Genomic DNA, 19651 nt, shown 5'->3' with positions numbered 1-19651 from the left:
AGATTCGCGCAAAGTATGTGACCAGATGATCAGCTCTGGTCACTTCGTTGGAGAAAGTTACCGGTGCGCGGGAAGTTATAGACCGAGTTTGCTACGCGTGCCGGTGAGAATTTTCGCAAATTCGTCGGCGTTCACCTCGCCTACCACCCGATCAGTGGTCATTTCGCTGCCGTTTGCGGCAAAAAACAACAAGGCGGGTGGGCCGAACAGCTTGTAGCGGTCGAGCATCACGCGCTGTTCGGCGTTGCTCTCGGTCAGGTCGAACCGCAGCAGCTTGAAGCCGTTCAGCTGGGCCTGCACCTGTGGCGCGTTGAGTACTTCATGTTCGATCACCTTGCAACTGATGCACCAGTCGGCGTACCAATCCAGCAGCACCGGCTGGCCTGCGGCCTTGGCCTGGGCCAATGCGGCGTCCAGGGCGGCAGGGGTGGTGAGGGTTTGCCACGCATCTGCCTGGGGGGCGGCGGGGGGCGAGGTGCTGACGCCGGGGCCGGGCAATGGACGCAAAGGATCGCCCTGACCCGCGAGTGCGCCGTACCAGCACGCCAGTGCATAGACCAGGCAGAGCAGCCCCAGCAACTGGGCCAGGCGTTGACGTGGGGTCTTGACCACGAACTCCAGCGCGCCGAGGAACAGCGCCACGCCTGCCGACAACAGGCCGATCAGCAGCAAGGTCACCGGCCCCGGCAACACGCGGCTGAGCAAACCAAGCGCCACGCCCAGCAGCAGGACCCCGATCACGTTCTTCACCGTGTTCATCCACGCCCCGCTCTTGGGCAGCCAGGCGGCACCGCCGGTCGCCACCAGCAGCAGTGGCGCGCCCATGCCCAATCCGAGCGCGAACAGCTTCAGTGCCCCGCCCAGGGCATCGCCGCTGGCGCTGATATAGAGCAGGGCACCGGCCAGTGGTGCCGACACGCAGGGCGAGACCAGCAGGCTGGAAAGCACGCCCAGCACTGCAGCACCCAGCAGCGAACCGCCGCGGGTATTGCTCGCGACGCGGTCCAGGCGTTGGCTCAGGGCGTGCGGCAGCTTGAGTTCGAACAGCCCGAACATCGCCAGGGCGAACACCACGAAGAACAGGGCGAAGGGCACCAGTACCCAGGCCGACTGCAGACGTGCCTGCAGGTTGAGGCTGGCACCGAACAGGCCCATCAGCGCACCGAGCGCGGCAAAGCTGGCAGCCATCGGCAGCACGTAGGCCAGTGACAGGCTGAAGCCGCGCCAGCCACCCACCTGGCCGCGCAGCACCACACCCGAGAGAATCGGCAGCATCGGCAGCACGCAGGGGGTGAAGGTCAGGCCCAGACCGGCGAGGAAGAACAGCAGCAAGGTCTGCCAGCTCCAGCCCTCGGCCGTGGTGGTAGGCAAGGTGCTGCCTTCGCCGGGAATCGACAGTCGTGCGGTTTCCGGCGGATAGCACAACCCCTTGTCGGCGCAGCCCTGGTAGCCGACCAGCAAGGTGAAGGCCCGCGAGTCGGTGCGCGGTACCTCGATGTCGACGATGCCATGGTAGACCTCGACATCGCCGAAGAACTCGTCGTGCTTGGCTTCGCCTTGGGGAATCCGTGCGCTGCCGAGGGCGATGTCGGGCGGCTCGCTGCGAAACTGGAAGCGATGGCGATAGAGGTAGTAGCCCTCGGTGGCGACGAAGCGCAGCTTGATCGACTGGGCATCGGCGCTGATCAGGTCGAGCTTGAAGGCTTCGTGGACCGGCAGGAAGTCGGCGCTGTTGGACAGCGAGGCGGCGCCGAGGGTGGCGCTGGGACGGTTGTCGAGCAGGCCCGAGGCGAACGTGGGGCTGGCCAGCAGCAGGAACAGCAGGAGGAACAGGCGGCGCATGGCGGACTCGCGAGGCGGAACGTGCCCGGCATGATAACGGAGTTGGCTGGAGGCGGGGATGACAGGTGGTCGCAGGTTCGGCTGCTTGCAGGCCTGGCCCCTTCGCGGGCAAGCCCGCTCCCACTGGGTAGCGGCGAGGAAACCTCCTGCTGGCGCGGTTCCTGTGGGAGCGGTGGTTCGCCGCTGCGACTTGCCCGCGAAGGGGCCAGGCCTGCCGATCACACCCTGAAAGCCCCCACCGCGGTATTCAGCTCACCCCCCAGTTGCAGCAACTGCTCACCCTGCTCGCGCCCTTCGCCGATGCGTTGCAGGTTGTCTTCACCGAGCGCATGGATCCGCTCGCTGTGGTCGCGGATCTCGCTCACTGCACCGCTCTGCTGTGCGGTGACGTCGGCAATCCTCACCGCTGTATCGGAGATGGTGCGAATCGCGCTGACAATCTCATCCAGCGCCCCATCCGCCGCCTGGGCCTGGCTGGCGGTGGCCTCGGCGTGTTCGAGCTGGGTGCGCATGCCATTCACCGATTCGCGCGCCGCCTGCTGCAGGCGGTCGATCAGCGTCTGGATCTCGCCGGTGGCGCCGGTGGTGCGCTGGGCCAGCGAACGCACTTCGTCGGCCACCACGGCAAAGCCGCGGCCCATTTCCCCGGCACGGGCCGCCTCGATCGCTGCGTTGAGGGCCAGCAGGTTGGTCTGCTCGGCGATCGAGCGAATCACCGTCAGCACGCCACCGATGGTCGCCGACTCCTCGGCCAGTTGTTCGATCAACTGCGCATTGCCCTGCACCTCATCGACCAGTGCTCGCAGGCCGGAGAGGCTGTGGCCGATCACCGCCTGGCCGTGCTCCACGGCGCGCCCGGCGTCGCGGCTGGCATCGGCGGCCGAACTGGCATCGCCGGCCACCTGCTGGATGGTCGCTTCGAGCTCGCCCAGGGCATCGCGGATCTGTGCGGTATCGCCTGCCTGGCGTTCGGCACCGTCATGCAGCGCGCTGCTCATGCCGGCCAGGGCGTGGCTGCTGCCCGCGACCTGCTCGGCGTTGTGGCGGATGGTGCCGACCAGAGTCACCAGGTACTGGCGCAAGCGGTTGAGCGACTCCTGGATGTCGTGCAGTTCGAGGTTGGTCTTGCCAAGGGCGACCGGCTGGGCAAAATCGCCCTCGGCCCAGCGCGACAGGGCCGGCGCAAGGCTGGTGAGGGTGCGTGTCAGGCGGCGCTGCAAGGTGTCGATGAGCAGGGCGATCAGCAGGATCAGGCCGATCATCAGGCCCTGGATGACCCGGACCTCGCCAGCGATCTTCGCGTGCTGACCACGCACCTCTGGTTCCAGTCCGGCGATGGCCTTTCGCACAGCTTCGAGGCGCTCGCTGGTGCTGGCGGCCAGTGCGGCACGACGCTCGATCTGTTCACGGGTGCGCTGCAGTTCGGCCGGATAGCGACCGAGCAAGCTCTGCAATTCACGCTTGAGGCTCACGGCAACGTCCTCCTTCTGCTCGCTGCCCTGGCTTTGCAGGCCCATCATCGCGGCGAAGTCGTCGGCGTTGGATTCGGCCGCGCGGGTCACCCCCAGCAACGGCAGGCTGTCGATGATTTGCGCCTGGGCGCGGATCTGTTGCAGTTCACGCTCCACTTCGTCGGCCAGTTCCGCGCGACCGCTGCTGACCAGCTTGTCGCGGGCCAGTGCCAGGCGGCCCAGGTGCAGCGAGGCGTCCATCAGCGGGGCCAGGTAGCGACCCGCCTCGGCGCTGCCGCTGTCGCGGGCATAACCGGCCAGTTGCTCAAGGTTGGCGCCCAGCTCGCGCTCGGCTTGCAGCAGCAGTGCCTGCGGATCACCGGCCAGCTTGCCGGCAGCCAGCAATTCGTCGGCGGTGAAACCCTGCAGGTTGTCCAGACTCGGGCGCAGCTTGGCGGCCAGTGCGTCTGGCCATTCTCCAAGGGCGCTGTGCAGCTGCTTGTTGGCCTCCATGGCCGAGGCGTGGCGCAGGGCGTCGCCGCTGGCCAGGTAGGCCTGGATGTTGCCGGCGGCCTCGTTCTGGAACTGCTGGGACAGCCCCAGGTAGCGCTCCATCATCTGGTAGGGACGCTCGAGTGCACGTTGCGACCACCACAGGGTTGCGCCCAGGGCGAAGCATACGGTCACCAGCAAGAGGGTGTTGAAATTGGTCAGCCACTTCAGGCGCATAGCCGCGAACTTCCTGCGGGAATGGAGAGGTAGGTGCCTGAAGTTATTGCGATTTTGTGACCGGGTGATGACGATGACGGGGTGGCGCCATAAAAAAGTGGCAGAGTGCCAGTCTAGGGCTCGACCCTCACCACGCAATTGCGCCCCGCGTGCTTGGCCCGGTACAGCGCCTCATCCGCCGCGCTGGCCATGGTCAGCGCGTCCAGCGTGTCATCGAGTTGCACCACCCCGGCGCTGAAGGTGCACTGCAGGTCGTTCGGCTGGGCGGGATAGTGGATTTCGGCAAAGCGCTGGCGGATCTCGTCGAGCACCTTGTACGCAGCTTCCAGCCCGGTGTTGGGCATGACGATGGCGAATTCCTCACCGCCATAGCGACCGATGAAATCGGTCTTGCGCAGGCGCTGCTTGAGGAACAGCGCCAGGCTCTTGATCACCCGGTCGCCCATCGGATGGCCATGGCGGTCGTTGATCTTCTTGAAATGGTCGATGTCGAGCATGGCGAAGCTCAGTGGGTGTTCCTCGCGGCGGGCGCGGAAACTGCAGTCTTCGAGCAGTTGCAGGATGTGGGTATGGTTGTACAGCCCGGTCAGGCTGTCGCGCACCATGCGCGCCTTGAGATGACGGGCGCGGGCGGCGCGGTTGCGCACGGTGGTCACCAGATGGCGGGCGCGGATCGGCTTGGTGAGGAAGTCGTCGCCACCTTCGCTCATGGCGTCGAGCTGCTTGTCCAGGTCGTCCTCGGCCGACAGGTAGATGATCGGTACGCTGACATAACGGTCGTTGTGGCGGATCACCTTGGCCAGTTCGGTACCGGTGCAGTCGGGCATGTACATGTCGAGGATGATCAGGTCGGGCTGGAAGTCAGCGAGCTCGGCCATGGTGCGGATCGGCTCGGTGAGCGTGCGGGTGATGATGCCGGCGCCGTTGAGCAGGCGCTCGGTGTGCATGGCCTGGGCGCGCGAGTCATCGATGATCAGCACCCGGAACGGGTCGTATTGGGCGGCGCTGGTCAGCAGTTCGACCTTCTCCAGCAGGCTGGACGCTTCCAGGGTGCCGGTGAGGAACTCCTGGCCGCCGGCGCGCACGGCGGCCAGGCGGGTCGGGGTGTCGGTCTCGTGGAGGCTGAAGAACAGCAGCGGAATGTGCAGCTCCAGCCTTTGCTGGGCTTCGGCGGCCAGTTTGAGGCCCTGGCCGGGGCCACTGAAATCGACATCCATGACGATGGCCGAAGGCAGGCGTTCGCTCATCGAGGCACGAAAGGCATCGGCGTTGCCCAATGCCTGCACACCCAATCCGAAAAACTCCAGCTGTTGCGCCAGGCGTTCGGCGCGGTCATGGTCCTGCAGCAGGATGTACACCGGCTTGCGCAAGGGCGGCAGGGGCACATGATCGAGCTGGTCGCCCTTGCGCAGGCCGGTGCGCGACAAGCGTTGCATCAGGCGATTGAGCTCGCCGATCAGTTCTGAATTGAGCCGCGTGCTGTTCGCTTCGATGGCCCTCAGCGTCTGCTCGATGGCCGTCGACAGGCTGCCGTGCTCGGGCTGTTCGGAACGGTCGGCGTAGCGTTGCAGGCGCAGATTGGCGTCGCTCAGCTCGCCCAGCCCTGCGCTCGACCACTCGCCACGCTGCAGGCGCTGCCAGATCTCGAGGATCTGTCGGGCCTGATGGATGACCCGCTGGGCGAAATGCTGCTTCAAGCGCTCGTGGCTGGGCTCGGCTGGCTGGGTCATGTCCTGACTGCTTGTTGGAGGAGGGTGCAGGTTCAATGATGGCTCTATGCTAGCAGGTCTTTTCCTGCTCGCGAGTGCTGTGAATCAACAAAGCGTTCAGGCCCGATTATTCAGTTTCCGACCCATTGGTCGCTTATGCGTATGGCGGCGTCTGCTTTATAGTGCTGGGACGCGGGCTTGCCGTGGCACCCTGGCCGAGGCCTGTGGTCCAAGCCCCTGAACCGTCATGATTGATTAAGGACAACGCCATGCTGGACTGGAAAAACCGTGAGGCCAAGGCCGAGCGCCCTGAGCGCGCCGATGGCCGTGGCGCCGCCACCCGTAGCTACCTCGGCGGCCTCTGGAGCCGCGCCCTGGGCACTCTGATCGGCCTGTACCTGCTGGTGTGCATCGGCCTTGGCTGGTACTGGAGCGAAGAGCCCGACCTGTTCCCGGTGCAACAGAACGCCCAGGCTGCGGCCGAGCGTAACGGCCAGCAGATGGTGGTTGGCTATACCACCATCGAAACCCTCAAGAACGTTGCCGGCACCCTGCTCGACAAGCCGGGCGGTTATATCTCCAACGACCGCTTCCCGCCGGGGTTGTGGATGGACAACATGCCGAGCTGGGAATATGGCGTGCTGGTCCAGGTGCGCGACCTGTCGCGTGCGCTGCGCAAGGACTTTGCTCGCTCGCAGTCGCAATCGACCGAAGACGCCGACCTGGCCAAGGCCGAGCCGCGCTTCAACTTCGACAACAAGAGCTGGATCCTGCCGTCCAGCGAGTCGGAGTTCGAGGAAGGTATCAAGTCGCTCAACCGCTATCAGGTGCGCCTGGCCGCTGGCGACCAGGGCGCGATCTTCTACACCCGCGCCGACAACCTGAACAACTGGCTGGGCGACGTTGCCACGCGTCTGGGCTCGTTGTCCCAGCGTCTGTCGGCGAGCGTGGGGCGGGTCAAGCTCAACAGCAACCTGAAGACCGAAACCGTCCAGGCCGGCCAGGCACCGCAGGTCGACGAGGAAATCGTCGAGACGCCATGGCTGCAGATCGACAACGTCTTCTACGAAGCCCGCGGCCAGGCCTGGGCGCTGTCGCATCTGCTGCGCGCCATCGAGGTCGACTTCGCCGACGTACTGGCCAAGAAGAACGCCACCGTCAGCGTGCGTCAGATCATTCGTGAGCTGGAAGCTTCGCAGGAGCCGCTGTGGAGCCCGATGGTACTCAACGGCAGTGGCTTCGGCATGTGGGCCAACCACTCGCTGGTAATGGCCAACTACATCTCCCGGGCCAACGCCGCAGTCATCGACCTGCGTCAGTTGCTCTCGCAAGGATGACCATCAATCCCGCCGAGGTCGCGCACCGCGCGGCCTCCGATGCCGAGCTGGTGGCCTGGGTGGACGAGCACGACCAGTACCTGGGCGCACTGGCGCGGGCCGAGTTGCGCGAGCGTGGGCTGATCGGGCGCTGCACTTTCATTCTGCTGTTCAATAGCCAGGGCGAGCTGTGCGTGCACCGGCGCACCTTGAGCAAGGCGTTGTATCCCGGGTACTGGGATGTGGCGGCCGGTGGCATGGTCGGAGCACATGAGGAGTACGCCGAGTCTGCGGCCCGCGAGCTGGAAGAGGAACTGGGCATTGCCGGCGTGACGTTGCGCTTTCACGAGAAGTTCTACTTCGACCAGCCGGGTAATCGGCTGTGGTGCGCGGTGTTCTCGGCGGTGTCCGATGCGCCGCTGCGGTTGCAGCCTGAAGAGGTCATCGAGGCGCGCTTCGTCACTGTGGAGCAGGCAGAGGCCGAGAGCCGGGAGAAAGACTTCTGTCCGGACTCGCTGGCGGCGTTGCAGCGCTACAAGGCGAGCTTGTAGCAGCCAGCGCTCCCCCACGTCGCAAAACATTCGCAAAATGCCGCAATCCAGTACTTAGCAAGCCAAGGATTTATCGTTACACTGCGCGCCCTTTTCGGGCTGTCGCAACACCTGCGACAGTAGCGCCGCCCCTGCCAGAGTGGGGCTTCGCGGTCGGTCCAGTCCCCCTTTGGTCCGACCAGTTTTTGTCCTCAGCAAGAGGAACAAAAGTGGCCAAGAAAGCTTCTTCCTTCTCCGCCCTCGGCGGTCTCGTGTTTTCCACCGACGCTGGTCGGCACTGCCCCGACTGCAGCAAGCCGGTGGACGCGTGTGTCTGCAAGCAGCAACTCATCCCCGAAGGCGATGGCATCGCCCGGGTACGTCGTGAAAGCAAAGGGCGTGGCGGCAAGACCGTCACTACCATTACCGGCGTCCCGCTGCCGCTCGAGCAGCTCAAGGATCTCGCCAGCACGCTCAAACGTCGATGCGGTACCGGTGGCGCCCTCAAAGACGGCGTCATCGAGATCCAGGGTGATCACGTCGAGCTGTTGCTCGCCGAACTGATCAAGCAGGGCTTCAAGGCGAAGAAGTCCGGCGGCTGAGCCAGCCCGCAGGATTTTTTGCCCAGTGCTTTCTAAACTCGTTTCCGTTGCCGGGGTCTACCCCCGAAGACGGACGAATCGTCATTTTCAGCTTCTACACTGCGCCCGCACCCATCGCGGGGCAGTGTCTTGACTTTATCTATAGGGGACTTGAATGTCCGTACGACGCACACGCAAGGACGATGGCAGCCAATGGACCGTGGCCGACAGCCGCAGTGTTTATGGTATCCGCCATTGGGGCGCTGGTTATTTCGCCATCAATGAAGCCGGGCGTGTCGAAGTACGCCCCAACGGCCCCGACAGCGCGCCGATCGATCTCTTCGAGCAGGTCGACGAGCTGCGCCAGAGTGGCCTGTCGCTGCCCCTGCTGGTCCGCTTCCCGGACATCCTGCAGGACCGCGTACGCCAACTGACCGGTGCCTTCGACGCCAACATCGCGCGCCTGGAGTACCAGAGCCAGTACACGGCCCTTTATCCGATCAAGGTCAACCAGCAGGAAGCGGTGGTCGAGAACATCATCGCCACGCAAAACGTCTCCATTGGCCTCGAAGCCGGCTCCAAGCCCGAGCTGCTGGCCGTGCTGGCGCTGGCGCCCAAGGGCGGCACCATCGTTTGCAACGGCTACAAGGACCGCGAGTTCATCCGCCTGGCGCTGATGGGCCAGAAGCTCGGCCACAACGTGTTCATCGTCATCGAGAAGGAATCCGAGGTCGCTTTGGTGATCGAGGAGGCCGCCGAGCTCAAGGTCAAGCCACAGGTCGGCCTGCGCGTGCGCCTGTCGTCGCTGGCGTCGAGCAAGTGGGCCGACACCGGGGGCGAGAAATCCAAGTTCGGCCTGTCGGCTGCGCAATTGCTGTCGGTGGTCAGCCGCTTCCGTGATGCCGGGCTCGACCAGGGTATTCGCCTGCTGCACTTCCACATGGGCTCGCAGATCGCCAACCTCGCCGACTACCAGCACGGCTTCAAGGAAGCCATCCGCTATTACGGCGAACTGCGCGGCCTGGGCCTGCCGGTCGATCACATCGACGTCGGTGGCGGGCTGGGCGTCGACTACGATGGTACCCACTCGCGCAACGCCAGCTCGATCAACTACGACATGGATGACTATGCCGGCGTGGTGGTGGGGATGCTCAAGGAGTTCTGCGACGCCCAGGGCTTGCCGCACCCGCACATCTTCTCGGAGAGCGGTCGCTCGCTGACTGCACACCACGCCATGCTGGTGATCCAGGTCACCGACGTCGAAAGCCACAACGACGAAGTGCCGACTATCGAGAACAAGGAGGCGCTGCCCGAGACCGTGCAGTGGCTGGCCGACTTGCTCGGCCCGACCGACATCGAGATGGTCACCGAGACCTACTGGCGCGCCACCCACTACATGGGTGACGTGGCTGCGCAGTATGCCGACGGCAAGATCAGCCTCTCCGAAAAAGCCCTGGCCGAGCAATGCTACTTCGCTGTGTGCCGTCGCCTGCACAACTCGCTCAAGGCTCGCCAGCGTTCGCACCGTCAGGTGCTGGACGAGCTCAACGACAAGCTGGCCGACAAGTACATCTGCAACTTCTCGGTGTTCCAGAGCCTGCCGGACACCTGGGCCATCGGCCAGGTACTGCCGATCATCCCGTTGCACCGCCTGGACGAAGAGCCCATGCGCCGCGCGGTGCTGCAGGACCTGACCTGCGACTCCGATGGCAAGATCAACCAGTACGTCGACGAGCAGAGCATCGAAACCAGCATGCCGGTGCATGCGGTGCGTGAAGGGGAGGACTACCTGCTGGGTGTGTTCCTGGTCGGTGCCTACCAGGAGATCCTCGGCGACATGCACAACCTGTTCGGTGACACCGACTCGGTGAACATCTACCAGAACGCTGACGGTAGCGTGTACCACGCCGGCATCGAGACCCACGACACCATCGAGGACATGCTGCGCTACGTGCACCTGTCGCCGGAGGAGTTGATGACTCACTACCGCGATAAAGTCGCCAGCGCCAAGATCACCGCCCGGGAGCGGACCCAGTTCCTGGATGCGCTGCGTCTGGGCCTGACCCGCTCTTCGTACCTGTCGTCGTGATCGGCGGGCCGCTCCTGCAAGGTTTGCAGGAGCGGCCCTGCTTCAACCGATCCATGCTGCCCGCTGTTGCAACCGCCACCCCACCCACCCCAGCGTCACCGCGCGCAATCCCATGAATCCGAGAAACGCCAGCCACAGTCCATGGTTGCCGAATCCTCTGAGGGCCAATGCCAGCGGCAACGCGATCGCCACCGATACCAGCATAGCGTTGCGCATTTCGCGGGCACGTGTCGCACCGATGAACAGGCCATCCAGCAGATAGCTCCACACCGCTACCAATGGCAGCAGCGCCAGGTAAGGCAGGTAGGGGTAGGCCGCGTCACGCACGCTTTGGATATCGGTCTGCAAGTCGATGAACAGGTGCCCACCCAGCAGAAACAGCCCGGCAAAGACCAGGCTGACGATCAGCGACCAGCCACAGGCGACCACCAGCGAGCGGCGCAGGGTGTCGCGCTCACGTGCGCCGATGGCGTGGCCGCACAGGGCCTCGACCGCATGCGCCAGGCCGTCCAGGGCATAGGCAGTCAGCAGCAGGCCATTGAGCAGCAGCGCGTTGGCCGCGACCGTCGCCTCGCCCAGGCGCGCGCCCTGCACGGTGATCAGCAGGAACACCAGCTGCAAGGCCAGGCTGCGCAGAAAGATATCGCGGTTGACCGCCAGTAGCGGGCGCCAGGCCTGCCAGCGTTTCAGCGCGGCCCAGGCGATGCGCCCAGGATAGGCGCGCAGCGCCGGGCGGGTCAGGGCAAGGCCCAGCAGCGCCCCGCTCCATTCGGCGATCACCGAGGCCCGCGCCGAACCGAGTACGCCCCGGTCCAGTCCGAGCACGAACCACAGGTTGAGGACGATGTTCAGCAGGTTGGTGGTCAGCAGGATCGCCAGCGGTGCGCGGGCGTTCTGGGTGCCGAGGAACCAGCCGACCAGGGCATAGCTGGCCAGTGCCGCTGGCAGCCCGAGCAGGCGGGTATGAAAGAAGTCTTCGGTGGCGCTGTGCAGCGCTTCGCCGGGTTGAATCATGTGCAGCGCAAACTGGCTGAATGGCAGGGCAAGCAGGCCGATCAGCACGGCGAATGCCAGCGCCAGCAGCAACCCCTGTACCAGCACCTGGCGCAGCGCGGCGCCGTCGGCGCGACCGGCGGCCTGGGCGGCAAAGCCGGTCGAACCCATGCGCAGGAATCCCATTAGGCCTACCATGAAGGTGAACAGTGTGGCGCCGACGGCGACGGCACCGAGCTGGTGGGCGTGGGGCAGATGGCCGATGACCGTGCTGTCGACCAGTGCCACCAGCGGCACCGAGATGTTCGAAAGGATCATCGGCGCGGCCAGGGCCCAGACCTTGCGGTGGGTGAGGCGGTGGTGCCAGTCGGTGAGCAGTGAGGGCATGCGGGAGCGCTTATCCTGTGGGAGCGGGCTTGCGAAGGGGCGCACGGCGGCCCCGGTTTTCGGCTGGTGGCCATTGTACCGGCCAGGCAACCAATCCGTGCGAACGCGGTCTCATTTGCCACTGCAGCGCAGGTAGCCTGCCTTACGTTGCGCTATAGTTCCTGCCCTCACCACCCTGCTGCCGAAGAGTCCTCTCTCCCATGTTCAACAAAGGATTGTTGCTGGCCTGCGCGCTGGCCCTGCTCAGTGCCTGTGATTCCTCCTCCAAGGACGCCCCCGCGCCGGCGGAAAAGCCCGCGGCCAGCGCGCCAGCCGAAGCCAAGCCCGCCAAGCGCGAGGACCCGGCAGCGCTCGCCAAGCGCTACGCCGACCGTGAGCTCAACGTGCTGGACGTCTCGGAGGTCCAGCTCGACGGTGCCAGTACCCTGTCGATCAGCTTCTCGGTACCGCTCGATGCCAATCAGGACTTCGCCGCCAAGGTGCACCTGGTCGATACCGTCAAGGGCAAGCTCGACGGCGCCTGGGAACTGTCCGACAACCAGATGGAACTGCGCCTGCGCCACCTCGAGCCGCAGCGCAAGCTGGTGCTGACCGTCGACAAGGGCCTGCTCGCGGTCAACGGCAAGATGCTTCAGGGCGAGTCGGTCAGCCGCCTGGAAACCCGTGACATGCAGCCGACCATCGGCTTTGCCAGCCGTGGCTCTTTGTTGCCCACCCGCCTGGCCGAAGGCTTGCCGGTGATCGCGCTGAACGTCGACAAGGTCGATGTCGAGTTCTTCCGGGTCAAACCGGAAATGCTCTCGACCTTCCTGGTCAACTGGGGCCGTAACAGCAGCCTGTACTACTACCAGTCCAAGGAAACCCTGGACATGGCCGAGCTGGTCTACAGCGGCCGCTTCGACCTGAACCCTGCACGCAACACCCGCGAAACGGTGCTGCTGCCGATCGCCGGGATCAAGCCGTTGCAGGAACCGGGCGTCTACCTGGCGGTGATGCGCGCCTCCGGTACATACGACTATTCGCAACCGGCGACCCTGTTCACCCTCAGTGATATCGGCGTGTCCGCCCACCGCTACCGCGACCGCCTCGACGTGTTCGCCCAGGCCCTCGAGGGCGGCAAGGCCCTGAGTGACGTAACCCTCGAACTGCACGACGACAAGGGAAAGCTGCTGGCCCAGGCCAAGACCGATGGCAAGGGCCATGCCGAGTTGCCGATCACGACCAAGGCCGACACCCTGATCGCCACCCAGGGCGTGCACACCACGCTGCTGCGCCTGAACACCGCCGCACTGGACCTGGCCGAGTTCGACATCACCGGCCCCCAGGCCAACCCGCTGCAGTTCTTCATCTTTGGCCCGCGCGACCTGTATCGCCCCGGCGAAACCGTGCTGCTCAACGGCTTGCTGCGCGACCAGGACGGCAAGCCGGTCAAGGCCCAGCCGGTGACGGTCGAAGTGCGTCGCCCCGATGAGCAGGTCAGCCGCAAGTTCGTCTGGGAGGCTGACCAGAACGGCTTGTTCCAGTACCAGTTGCAACTGGCCAGCGAAGCGCCCACCGGGCGTTGGCAGCTGCTGCTCGACCTGGGCGGCGGCCGCAAGCAGGTTTACGAGTTCCTCGTCGAAGATTTCCTGCCCGAGCGCCTGGCGCTGGAGCTCAAGGGCAGCAAGACACCGCTCAGCCCCGAAGAAACCGCGCGCATCCAGGTCAATGGTCGCTACCTCTATGGCGCGCCTGCCGCCGGCAACCGCCTGAGCGGCCAGGCCTACATCCGCCCGCTGCGTGAAGCCGTGCCGGCGCTGCCGGGTTATCAGTTCGGCTCGGTCACCGAGAGCGAGCTGACCCAGGACCTGGAACTCGATGAAGTCACCCTCGACCAGGCCGGCAAGGCCACTGTCGATATCGAGAGCCGCTGGGCCGAGGCCCGCTCGCCGCTGCAACTGACCGTGCAGGCCAGCTTGCAGGAGTCTGGCGGTCGACCGATCACCCGTCGCCTGGAGCAGCCGATCTGGCCGGCCGATCGCTTGCCGGGCTTGCGCGGCCTGTTCGATGGCGAAGAGACCGACAGCGATGCCCCGGTGCAGTTCGAGGTGCTGGTCGCCGATCGCGACGGCAACAAGCTCGCCGCCGACGACCTCAAGGTGCGGTTGATCCGTGAGCGGCGCGACTACTACTGGAACTACTCGCAGAGCGATGGCTGGAGCTACAACTACAACGAGAAATTCCTCACCCAGAGCGAAGAAACCGTCAGCATCAAGGCCGGTTCCACCGCCAAGCTGACCTTCCCGGTGGAATGGGGTCCATACCGCGTCGAGGTCGAAGACCCCGAGACTGGGCTGGTATCCAGCGAGCGCTTCTGGGCCGGCTACCGCGCCCAGGACAACGCCGAAGGCGGCGCGGTACGCCCGGACCAGGTCAAGCTGGCACTGGACAAACCGTCCTACGCCGACGGTGCTACCGCCAAGGTCACCGTCACGCCGCCTGCCGCAGGAAGCGGCTACCTGATGATCGAGTCCAGCGACGGCCCGCTGTGGTGGCAGGAAATCGACGTACCTGCCGAGGGCAAGACCTTCGAGGTCGAGCTGGACAAGAAATGGGCCCGTCACGACCTCTATATCAGCGCCCTGGTGATTCGTCCGGGTGAGCGCAAGGTCAATGCCACGCCAAAGCGCGCCGTCGGTGTCTTGCACCTGCCGCTGGACCGTGCCGAGCGCAAGCTGGCGGTCAGCCTGCAGGCGCCGGAGAAGATGCGTCCCAAGCAGCCCCTGACCGTCAAGTTCAAGGCCGTCAATGCCGATGGCAGCGTGCCGAAACAGGTGCATGTGCTGTTGTCTGCGGTGGATGTGGGCATCCTCAACATCACCGACTTCAAGACCCCCGACCCCTTCGCCAGCCTGTTCGGTCGCAAGGCCTACGGCGCCGACCAGTTGGACATCTACGGCCAACTGATCGAAGCCGGCCAGGGGCGTCTGGCGAGCCTGGCCTTCGGTGGCGACGCCGCCATGGCCAAGGGCGGCAAGCGCCCGAATACCACGGTCACCATCGTCGCCCAGCAGAGCTTGCCGGTAACGCTCGATGAGAAAGGCGAAGGCCAGGCCACGGTCGATATTCCTGACTTCAACGGCGAACTGCGCCTGATGGCGCAAGCCTGGACCGACGAGCACTTCGGCATGGCCGAAGGCAAGACGGTCGTAGCGGCACCGCTGATTGCCGAGCTGTCGGCGCCGCGCTTCCTTGCCGGTGGCGACCAGACCCGCCTGGCCCTGGACCTGGCCAACCTGTCTGGCCGCGCCCAGCAGCTCAACGTGCAGGTGACGACCGATGGGCAGCTCGACCTCGCTGGGGCTGCCCAACAGAACATCAACCTCGCCGAGGGCCAGCGCAGCACGTTGATGATCCCGGTCCAGGCCCGTGGTGGCCTGGGGCAGGGCAAGGTACACGTGCGTGTCGATGGCCTGCAGCTGCCGGGCGAGACGGCCACTGGCTTCGAGCGCGAATGGACCCTGGGTGTGCGCCCGGCGTATCCGGCCATGCTCAAGCACTACCGCGTGGCGCTCAAGGACCAGCCTTGGACCCTGCCAGAGAATGAGCTGGCCGAGTTCGAATCGGCAGGCCTTGAGGCTAGCCTGGCGCTGTCGAGTCGCCCGCCGCTGAACCTGGCCGAACAGATCCGCGCTCTGGAAGCCTACCCCTACGGATGCCTGGAGCAGACCACCAGCGGCCTGTATCCCTCGCTCTATGCCGATGCCGACAGCCTCAAGCGCCTGGGTATCAAGGGCGAACCGGCCGATGTGCGCAAGCGCAAGATCGAAATGGGCATCGAGCACCTGCTGGGCATGCAGCGCTACAACGGCAGCTTCGGCCTGTGGAGTTCGGACAGCGAGGAAGAGTACTGGTTGACCGCCTATGTCACCGACTTCCTGCTGCGTGCGCGTGAGCAAGGCTACGGCGTGCCTGCCGAGGCCTTGAAGAAGGCCAACGAGCGGCTGCTGCGCTACCTGCAGGAACGCAACCTGATCGAGGTCGACTACAGCCAGGACGCCGAGCACACCCGCTTCGCCGTGCAGGCCTACGCCGCCCTGGTGCTCGCCCGCAGCCAACAGGCGCCGCTGGGTGCGCTGCGCAGCCTGTTCGAGCGCCGCAGCGACGCCCGCTCCGGCCTGCCGCTGGTGCAACTGGCGGTGGCACTGGACAAGATGGGCGACAAGCCGCGTTCGCAGCAGGCGTTGCAGGCAGGTCTTTCCATAGGCCGCGGCAAGGGTTGGCTGGCCGACTACGGCAGCGCCGTACGTGACCAGGCACTGATCCTGGCCCTGCTGCAGGAGAACAACCTGGCCAGCAACCAGGTCGATCAGCGGCTGTTTGCGCTGTCCGACGAACTGGCCTCCAACCGCTGGCTGTCGACCCAGGAGCGCAACGCGCTGTTCCTCGCCGGTCGTGGCCTGCTGGGCAAGCCCGAAGGCAACTGGCAGGCGCGCCTGGACAGCGCCGGCGAGGTTCGCGAGTTCAACAACGCCGAATCGGGCATGAAGCTCGAAGGCCCGTTGCTGGCATCGCCGCTGAGCATCCAGAACCAGGGCAGCGAGACCCTCTACCAGCAACTGACCCTGTCCGGTTATCCGCGCCAGGCACCTGCGGCCAGCAGCAATGGCATGGAGATCCGTCGCGAATACCTGGGCATGAACGGCCAGGCCCTGGACCTGCGCAACCTGCGCAGTGGCGACCTGGTGCTGGTGCACCTGGCGCTCAAGGCCCAGAGCCAGGTGCCAGATGCGCTGGTGGTCGACCTGCTGCCGGCGGGCCTGGAGCTGGAAAACCAGAACCTGGCGCAGAGCGCGGCCAGCCTCGACAACGCCAGCAGCGCGGTCAAGCAATGGCGCGAATCGATGCAGAACGCCAGCGTGGTGCATCAGGAGTATCGCGACGACCGTTATGTGGCCGCCCTCAAGCTCGACAGCTATGGCACCACGCACCTGTTGTACCTGGCGCGTGCGGTAACGCCGGGCAGCTATCGCATTCCGCCGCCGCAGGTGGAGTCGATGTACCGGCCGAACCTGCAGGCAGTGGGGGACAGTCAGGGCGAGATGGTGGTGCGTAGCCGTTGATGCGACTGTGGGAGCGGGTGAATCCGCTCCCACAGGTTCATGGATGGCGGGCCCTGGGTCAGTGAATGATCCAGCTCAACACCCACAAGCCCAGCACCAGCCAGATGATGCCCATCACGATCGACGCCCGCATGAACGCCCGGATCGCCGAGTACAGCAGCATCAGCCCGACGATCAGCGCAAGGATGCTGACCAGCGAGGTGTCCATGCCCAAGGTGCGCGCCAGCCCATCGATGAAATTGCCGCCGGCATTGGCCAGCAGATTGAACAGCCCGCTCATGATATCGACGATGAACTTGATCACCGCGCCCAGCGCCTGGCCCAACCACTCGAAAAACCCTTCTACATGCATAGCTGCTTCCTGATGATCATCCCAAGCCTTTGGCCATCGTTCGATGGGGTCGGTTCCCGATGCCAGGCGCAAGCATAGTTCGCCCGCGTACGCGCAGCGCAAAGATCTTGCGTGGTATCGGCATTACTGTGTTGTCGAGCGTCGTCTTGCTGTGGCTGGCGGATCGCCTGTGGCCGTTGCCGATGCCGGGCGACGACCTGGCGCGGGTGGTGCTCGCCGAGGACGGCACGCCGCTGTGGCGCTTCGCCGATGCCGACGGCGTTTGGCGCTATCCGGTCAACCCCGAGGAGGTATCGCCCTTGTATCTGGAGGCGCTGCTCACCTACGAAGATCGCTGGTTCTACGACCATCCCGGGGTCAACCCGCTGGCCCTGGCGCGCGCGGCCTGGCTGAACCTGCGTGGCGGGCGCGTAGTGTCCGGCGGCAGCACGCTGTCGATGCAGGTAGCACGTTTGCTCGACCCCCATGATCGCACCCTGGCCGGCAAGCTGCGTCAGCTGTGGCGTACGGCGCAACTTGAATGGCACCTGTCCAAGCGCGAGATCCTGCAGATCTACCTCGATCGCGCGCCCTTCGGCGGCACCCTGCAGGGCGTCGCTGCCGCCAGTTGGGCCTACCTGGGCAAGTCGCCCAAGCACCTCACGCCTGCCGAGGCGGCATTGCTCGCCGTACTGCCTCAGGCGCCCAGCCGCCTGCGCCCGGATCGCCATCCCGAGCGTGCGCAGCGTGCCCGCGACAAGGTGCTGCAACGCTTGGCCGATTACCAGGTGTGGCCTGAGCAGCGGATTGCCGAGGCGCGCGAGGAGCCTTTGCTGCTCGCCCCACGCCAGGAGCCGGCGCTGGCGCCACTGCTGGCTCGGCGGCTGAACACGGCGGACAGCCCGACGCTGATCCGCACCACGCTCGATGCATCGTTGCAGCGTCGTCTCGAAGACCTGCTGCTCGGTTGGCGTGCACGCTTGCCCGAGCGCACCTCGGCGGCAATCCTGGTGGTCGAGGCGCAGACCATGGCCGTGCGTGCCTACCTGGGTTCCATCGACTTGGGCGATGAGCGCCGTTTCGGCCATGTCGACATGGTGCATGCCCTGCGCTCGCCGGGCTCGACCCTCAAGCCGTTTCTCTATGGCATGGCCCTGGACGATGGGCTGATCCACTCCGAATCGTTGTTGCAGGATGTGCCGCGTCGCTATGGCGACTATCGCCCGGGCAACTTCTCGATGGGCTTCAGTGGGCCGGTGTCGGCCAGTTCGGCGCTGGCGTTGTCGCTCAACCTGCCAGCGGTTCAGTTGCTCGAGGCCTATGGGCCCAAACGCTTTGCCGCGCAGATGCGTATCGGTGGGGTGCCGCTGATACTGCCGGCACTGGCCGAACCAAACCTGTCGCTGATTCTCGGCGGTGCAGGCAGCCGTCTGGAGGACCTGGTCGGCGGTTATGCGGCGTTGGCCCGCGAGGGCAAGAGCGCGCAGATCCGCCTGCAGCCTCAGGACCCGCTGCTGGAGCGGCGCCTGTTGTCGCCGGGTTCGGCGTGGATCGTGCGGCGTATTCTCAGCGGCCAGGCGCGACCGGACCGCGACCCGCATGCCGAGCTTGTGCAGCGCCCGCAGCTGGCGTGGAAGACCGGCACCAGCTATGGCTTTCGCGATGCCTGGTCGGTGGGGGTCGGGCCGCGGTACATCATTGGTGTGTGGATAGGCCGACCCGATGGCACGCCGGTGGCGGGCCAGTTCGGCCTGGCTTCGGCAGCGCCGCTGATGCTGCAGGTGCACGACCTGCTGAGCAACCGCGACAGCCAGCGCGGTATTGCCGTGCCCGTGGAAAACGTGCCGGACAGTGTCGGCGTGGCAGCGATCTGCTGGCCGCTGGGGCAGCCGATGAGTCGTCAGGATCCGCAATGTCGCCGCCAGCGTTTTGCCTGGACCCTCGACGGCACCACGCCGCCGACCTTGCAGGCTGCCGACCAGCCGCTGGGGTTGGGGCTGCGCGAAACGGTGTGGGTCAATGAGCGCGGCTTGCGTGTCGATGCCAGCTGTCGGGGAGCGAAAGCGCAGGAAATTGCCCTCTGGCCTGCGCCTCTGGAACCGTGGCTGCCACGGGTGGAGCGGCGTAGTGCGCGGCTGCCGATGGTCGATCCTGCCTGTCCACCGAAGGTGCCGCCCAGCGCGCCGCCGCTGTCGATCGTCGGTGTGCGAGCAGGCGACAACTTGCGCCGGCCGCTCACCAGTCACGAGCCACTGCAACTGCACGTATCGGCACTGGGTGGGGCAGGACGGCGCTGGTGGTTCCTCAATGGCCGGCCGCTGGGCGAGACCGAAGGGCAGGACAGCCTGCTGGTGCGTTTCGAGCAGTCCGGGCGCATTGAGCTGAGTGCGTTGGATGAGAGCGGCGAGACGGCAAGGGTCGAGTTCCAGGTGGCGGAGTAGCCACTCTCAACCAGCGCTTCCTTGTACTAATGACATGGTATTAAACCTTTCGGTCAGCCATTCGGGCTGATCTCGCAACACACTGAATTTCATAGGCTTTCCAGCGCCGTCAGCACCTCATTCCCCCGTATTAATACCAACTTACGACCT

The 19651-nt window shown here is 65.3% G+C and carries 11 protein-coding genes; 6 read left to right on the top strand and 5 right to left on the bottom strand.

From position 1 onward, the window contains the following. Positions 1-75: 75 nt before the first annotated feature. The 3 genes from APH44_RS19955 to APH44_RS19945 form a co-directional block, all read right to left on the bottom strand. Positions 76-1842, bottom strand: coding sequence for a protein-disulfide reductase DsbD (locus APH44_RS19955; RefSeq protein ID WP_054894202.1), 1767 nt, complete (start codon positions 1840-1842; stop codon positions 76-78). Between the two features lie 218 nt (positions 1843-2060). Then, the gene (locus APH44_RS30730; protein WP_371105617.1) at positions 2061-2840 is read right to left on the bottom strand and encodes a methyl-accepting chemotaxis protein; all 780 of its coding nucleotides are present in this window, start codon (positions 2838-2840) and stop codon (positions 2061-2063) included. 1295 nt (positions 2841-4135) lie between these two features. Beyond that, a complete protein-coding gene (locus APH44_RS19945; RefSeq protein WP_054894200.1) occupies positions 4136-5752 on the bottom strand; it encodes a PleD family two-component system response regulator in 1617 nt (538 codons plus the stop codon). Between the two features lie 248 nt (positions 5753-6000). Between APH44_RS19945 and APH44_RS19940 the strand changes: the two genes are divergently transcribed. The 4 genes from APH44_RS19940 to speA all read left to right on the top strand — a co-directional run bounded on the left by APH44_RS19940 (position 6001) and on the right by speA (position 10247). Then, a complete protein-coding gene (locus tag APH44_RS19940) occupies positions 6001-7068 on the top strand; it encodes a DUF2333 family protein (protein WP_054894199.1) in 1068 nt (355 codons plus the stop codon). Then, positions 7065-7598 carry an NUDIX hydrolase gene (locus APH44_RS19935; RefSeq protein ID WP_054894198.1) on the top strand — a complete coding sequence of 178 codons (534 nt, stop codon included), beginning with the start codon at positions 7065-7067 and terminating at the stop codon, positions 7596-7598. Before APH44_RS19940 ends, APH44_RS19935 begins: the two co-directional genes overlap by 4 nt. Positions 7599-7807: 209 nt before the next feature. Beyond that, the gene (locus APH44_RS19930; protein WP_054894197.1) at positions 7808-8179 is read left to right on the top strand and encodes a translation initiation factor Sui1; all 372 of its coding nucleotides are present in this window, start codon (positions 7808-7810) and stop codon (positions 8177-8179) included. Positions 8180-8333: 154 nt separating this feature from the next. Then, positions 8334-10247 carry an arginine decarboxylase gene (gene speA / locus APH44_RS19925; protein ID WP_054894196.1) on the top strand — a complete coding sequence of 638 codons (1914 nt, stop codon included), beginning with the start codon at positions 8334-8336 and terminating at the stop codon, positions 10245-10247. A 42-nt stretch (positions 10248-10289) separates the two neighbouring features. Here the strand turns inward: speA and APH44_RS19920 are convergent, their stop codons facing one another. After that, the gene (locus tag APH44_RS19920; RefSeq protein ID WP_054894195.1) at positions 10290-11627 is read right to left on the bottom strand and encodes an MATE family efflux transporter; all 1338 of its coding nucleotides are present in this window, start codon (positions 11625-11627) and stop codon (positions 10290-10292) included. 200 nt (positions 11628-11827) lie between these two features. Here APH44_RS19920 and APH44_RS19915 point away from each other — a divergent pair, with 200 nt between their 5' ends. Then, positions 11828-16729, top strand: coding sequence for an alpha-2-macroglobulin (locus tag APH44_RS19915; RefSeq protein WP_054894194.1), 4902 nt, complete (start codon positions 11828-11830; stop codon positions 16727-16729). A 58-nt stretch (positions 16730-16787) separates the two neighbouring features. On the opposite strand, the gene APH44_RS19910 is transcribed toward APH44_RS19915, so the two are convergent. Next, positions 16788-17081 carry a hypothetical protein gene (locus tag APH44_RS19910; protein WP_054894193.1) on the bottom strand — a complete coding sequence of 98 codons (294 nt, stop codon included), beginning with the start codon at positions 17079-17081 and terminating at the stop codon, positions 16788-16790. A 59-nt stretch (positions 17082-17140) separates the two neighbouring features. On the opposite strand from APH44_RS19910, the gene pbpC reads away from it, so the two are divergent. Further along, entirely contained in the window at positions 17141-19501 is a 2361-nt protein-coding gene (gene pbpC, locus APH44_RS19905) for a peptidoglycan glycosyltransferase PbpC (RefSeq protein WP_054894192.1), read from the top strand. The last annotated feature ends 150 nt before the right edge of the window (positions 19502-19651 follow it).

The sequence above is a fragment of the Pseudomonas sp. NBRC 111143 genome (assembly GCF_001320965.1).
Classification (GTDB): domain Bacteria; phylum Pseudomonadota; class Gammaproteobacteria; order Pseudomonadales; family Pseudomonadaceae; genus Aquipseudomonas; species Aquipseudomonas machongensis.
Note: the sequence above shows the minus strand (reverse complement) of the source record. Positions and strands in the feature narration are given on the sequence as shown.

Coding starts and splice junctions, on each gene's coding strand:
- APH44_RS19910 (WP_054894193.1), bottom strand. CDS start 17,081: ATGCATGTAGAAGGGTTTTTCGAGTGGTTGGGCCAGGCGCTGGGCGCG.
- APH44_RS19945 (WP_054894200.1), bottom strand. CDS start 5,752: ATGACCCAGCCAGCCGAGCCCAGCCACGAGCGCTTGAAGCAGCATTTC.
- speA (WP_054894196.1), top strand. CDS start 8,334: ATGTCCGTACGACGCACACGCAAGGACGATGGCAGCCAATGGACCGTG.
- pbpC (WP_054894192.1), top strand. CDS start 17,141: ATGCCAGGCGCAAGCATAGTTCGCCCGCGTACGCGCAGCGCAAAGATC.
- APH44_RS30730 (WP_371105617.1), bottom strand. CDS start 2,840: ATGAGCAGCGCGCTGCATGACGGTGCCGAACGCCAGGCAGGCGATACC.
- APH44_RS19940 (WP_054894199.1), top strand. CDS start 6,001: ATGCTGGACTGGAAAAACCGTGAGGCCAAGGCCGAGCGCCCTGAGCGC.
- APH44_RS19920 (WP_054894195.1), bottom strand. CDS start 11,627: ATGCCCTCACTGCTCACCGACTGGCACCACCGCCTCACCCACCGCAAG.
- APH44_RS19955 (WP_054894202.1), bottom strand. CDS start 1,842: ATGCGCCGCCTGTTCCTCCTGCTGTTCCTGCTGCTGGCCAGCCCCACG.
- APH44_RS19915 (WP_054894194.1), top strand. CDS start 11,828: ATGTTCAACAAAGGATTGTTGCTGGCCTGCGCGCTGGCCCTGCTCAGT.
- APH44_RS19935 (WP_054894198.1), top strand. CDS start 7,065: ATGACCATCAATCCCGCCGAGGTCGCGCACCGCGCGGCCTCCGATGCC.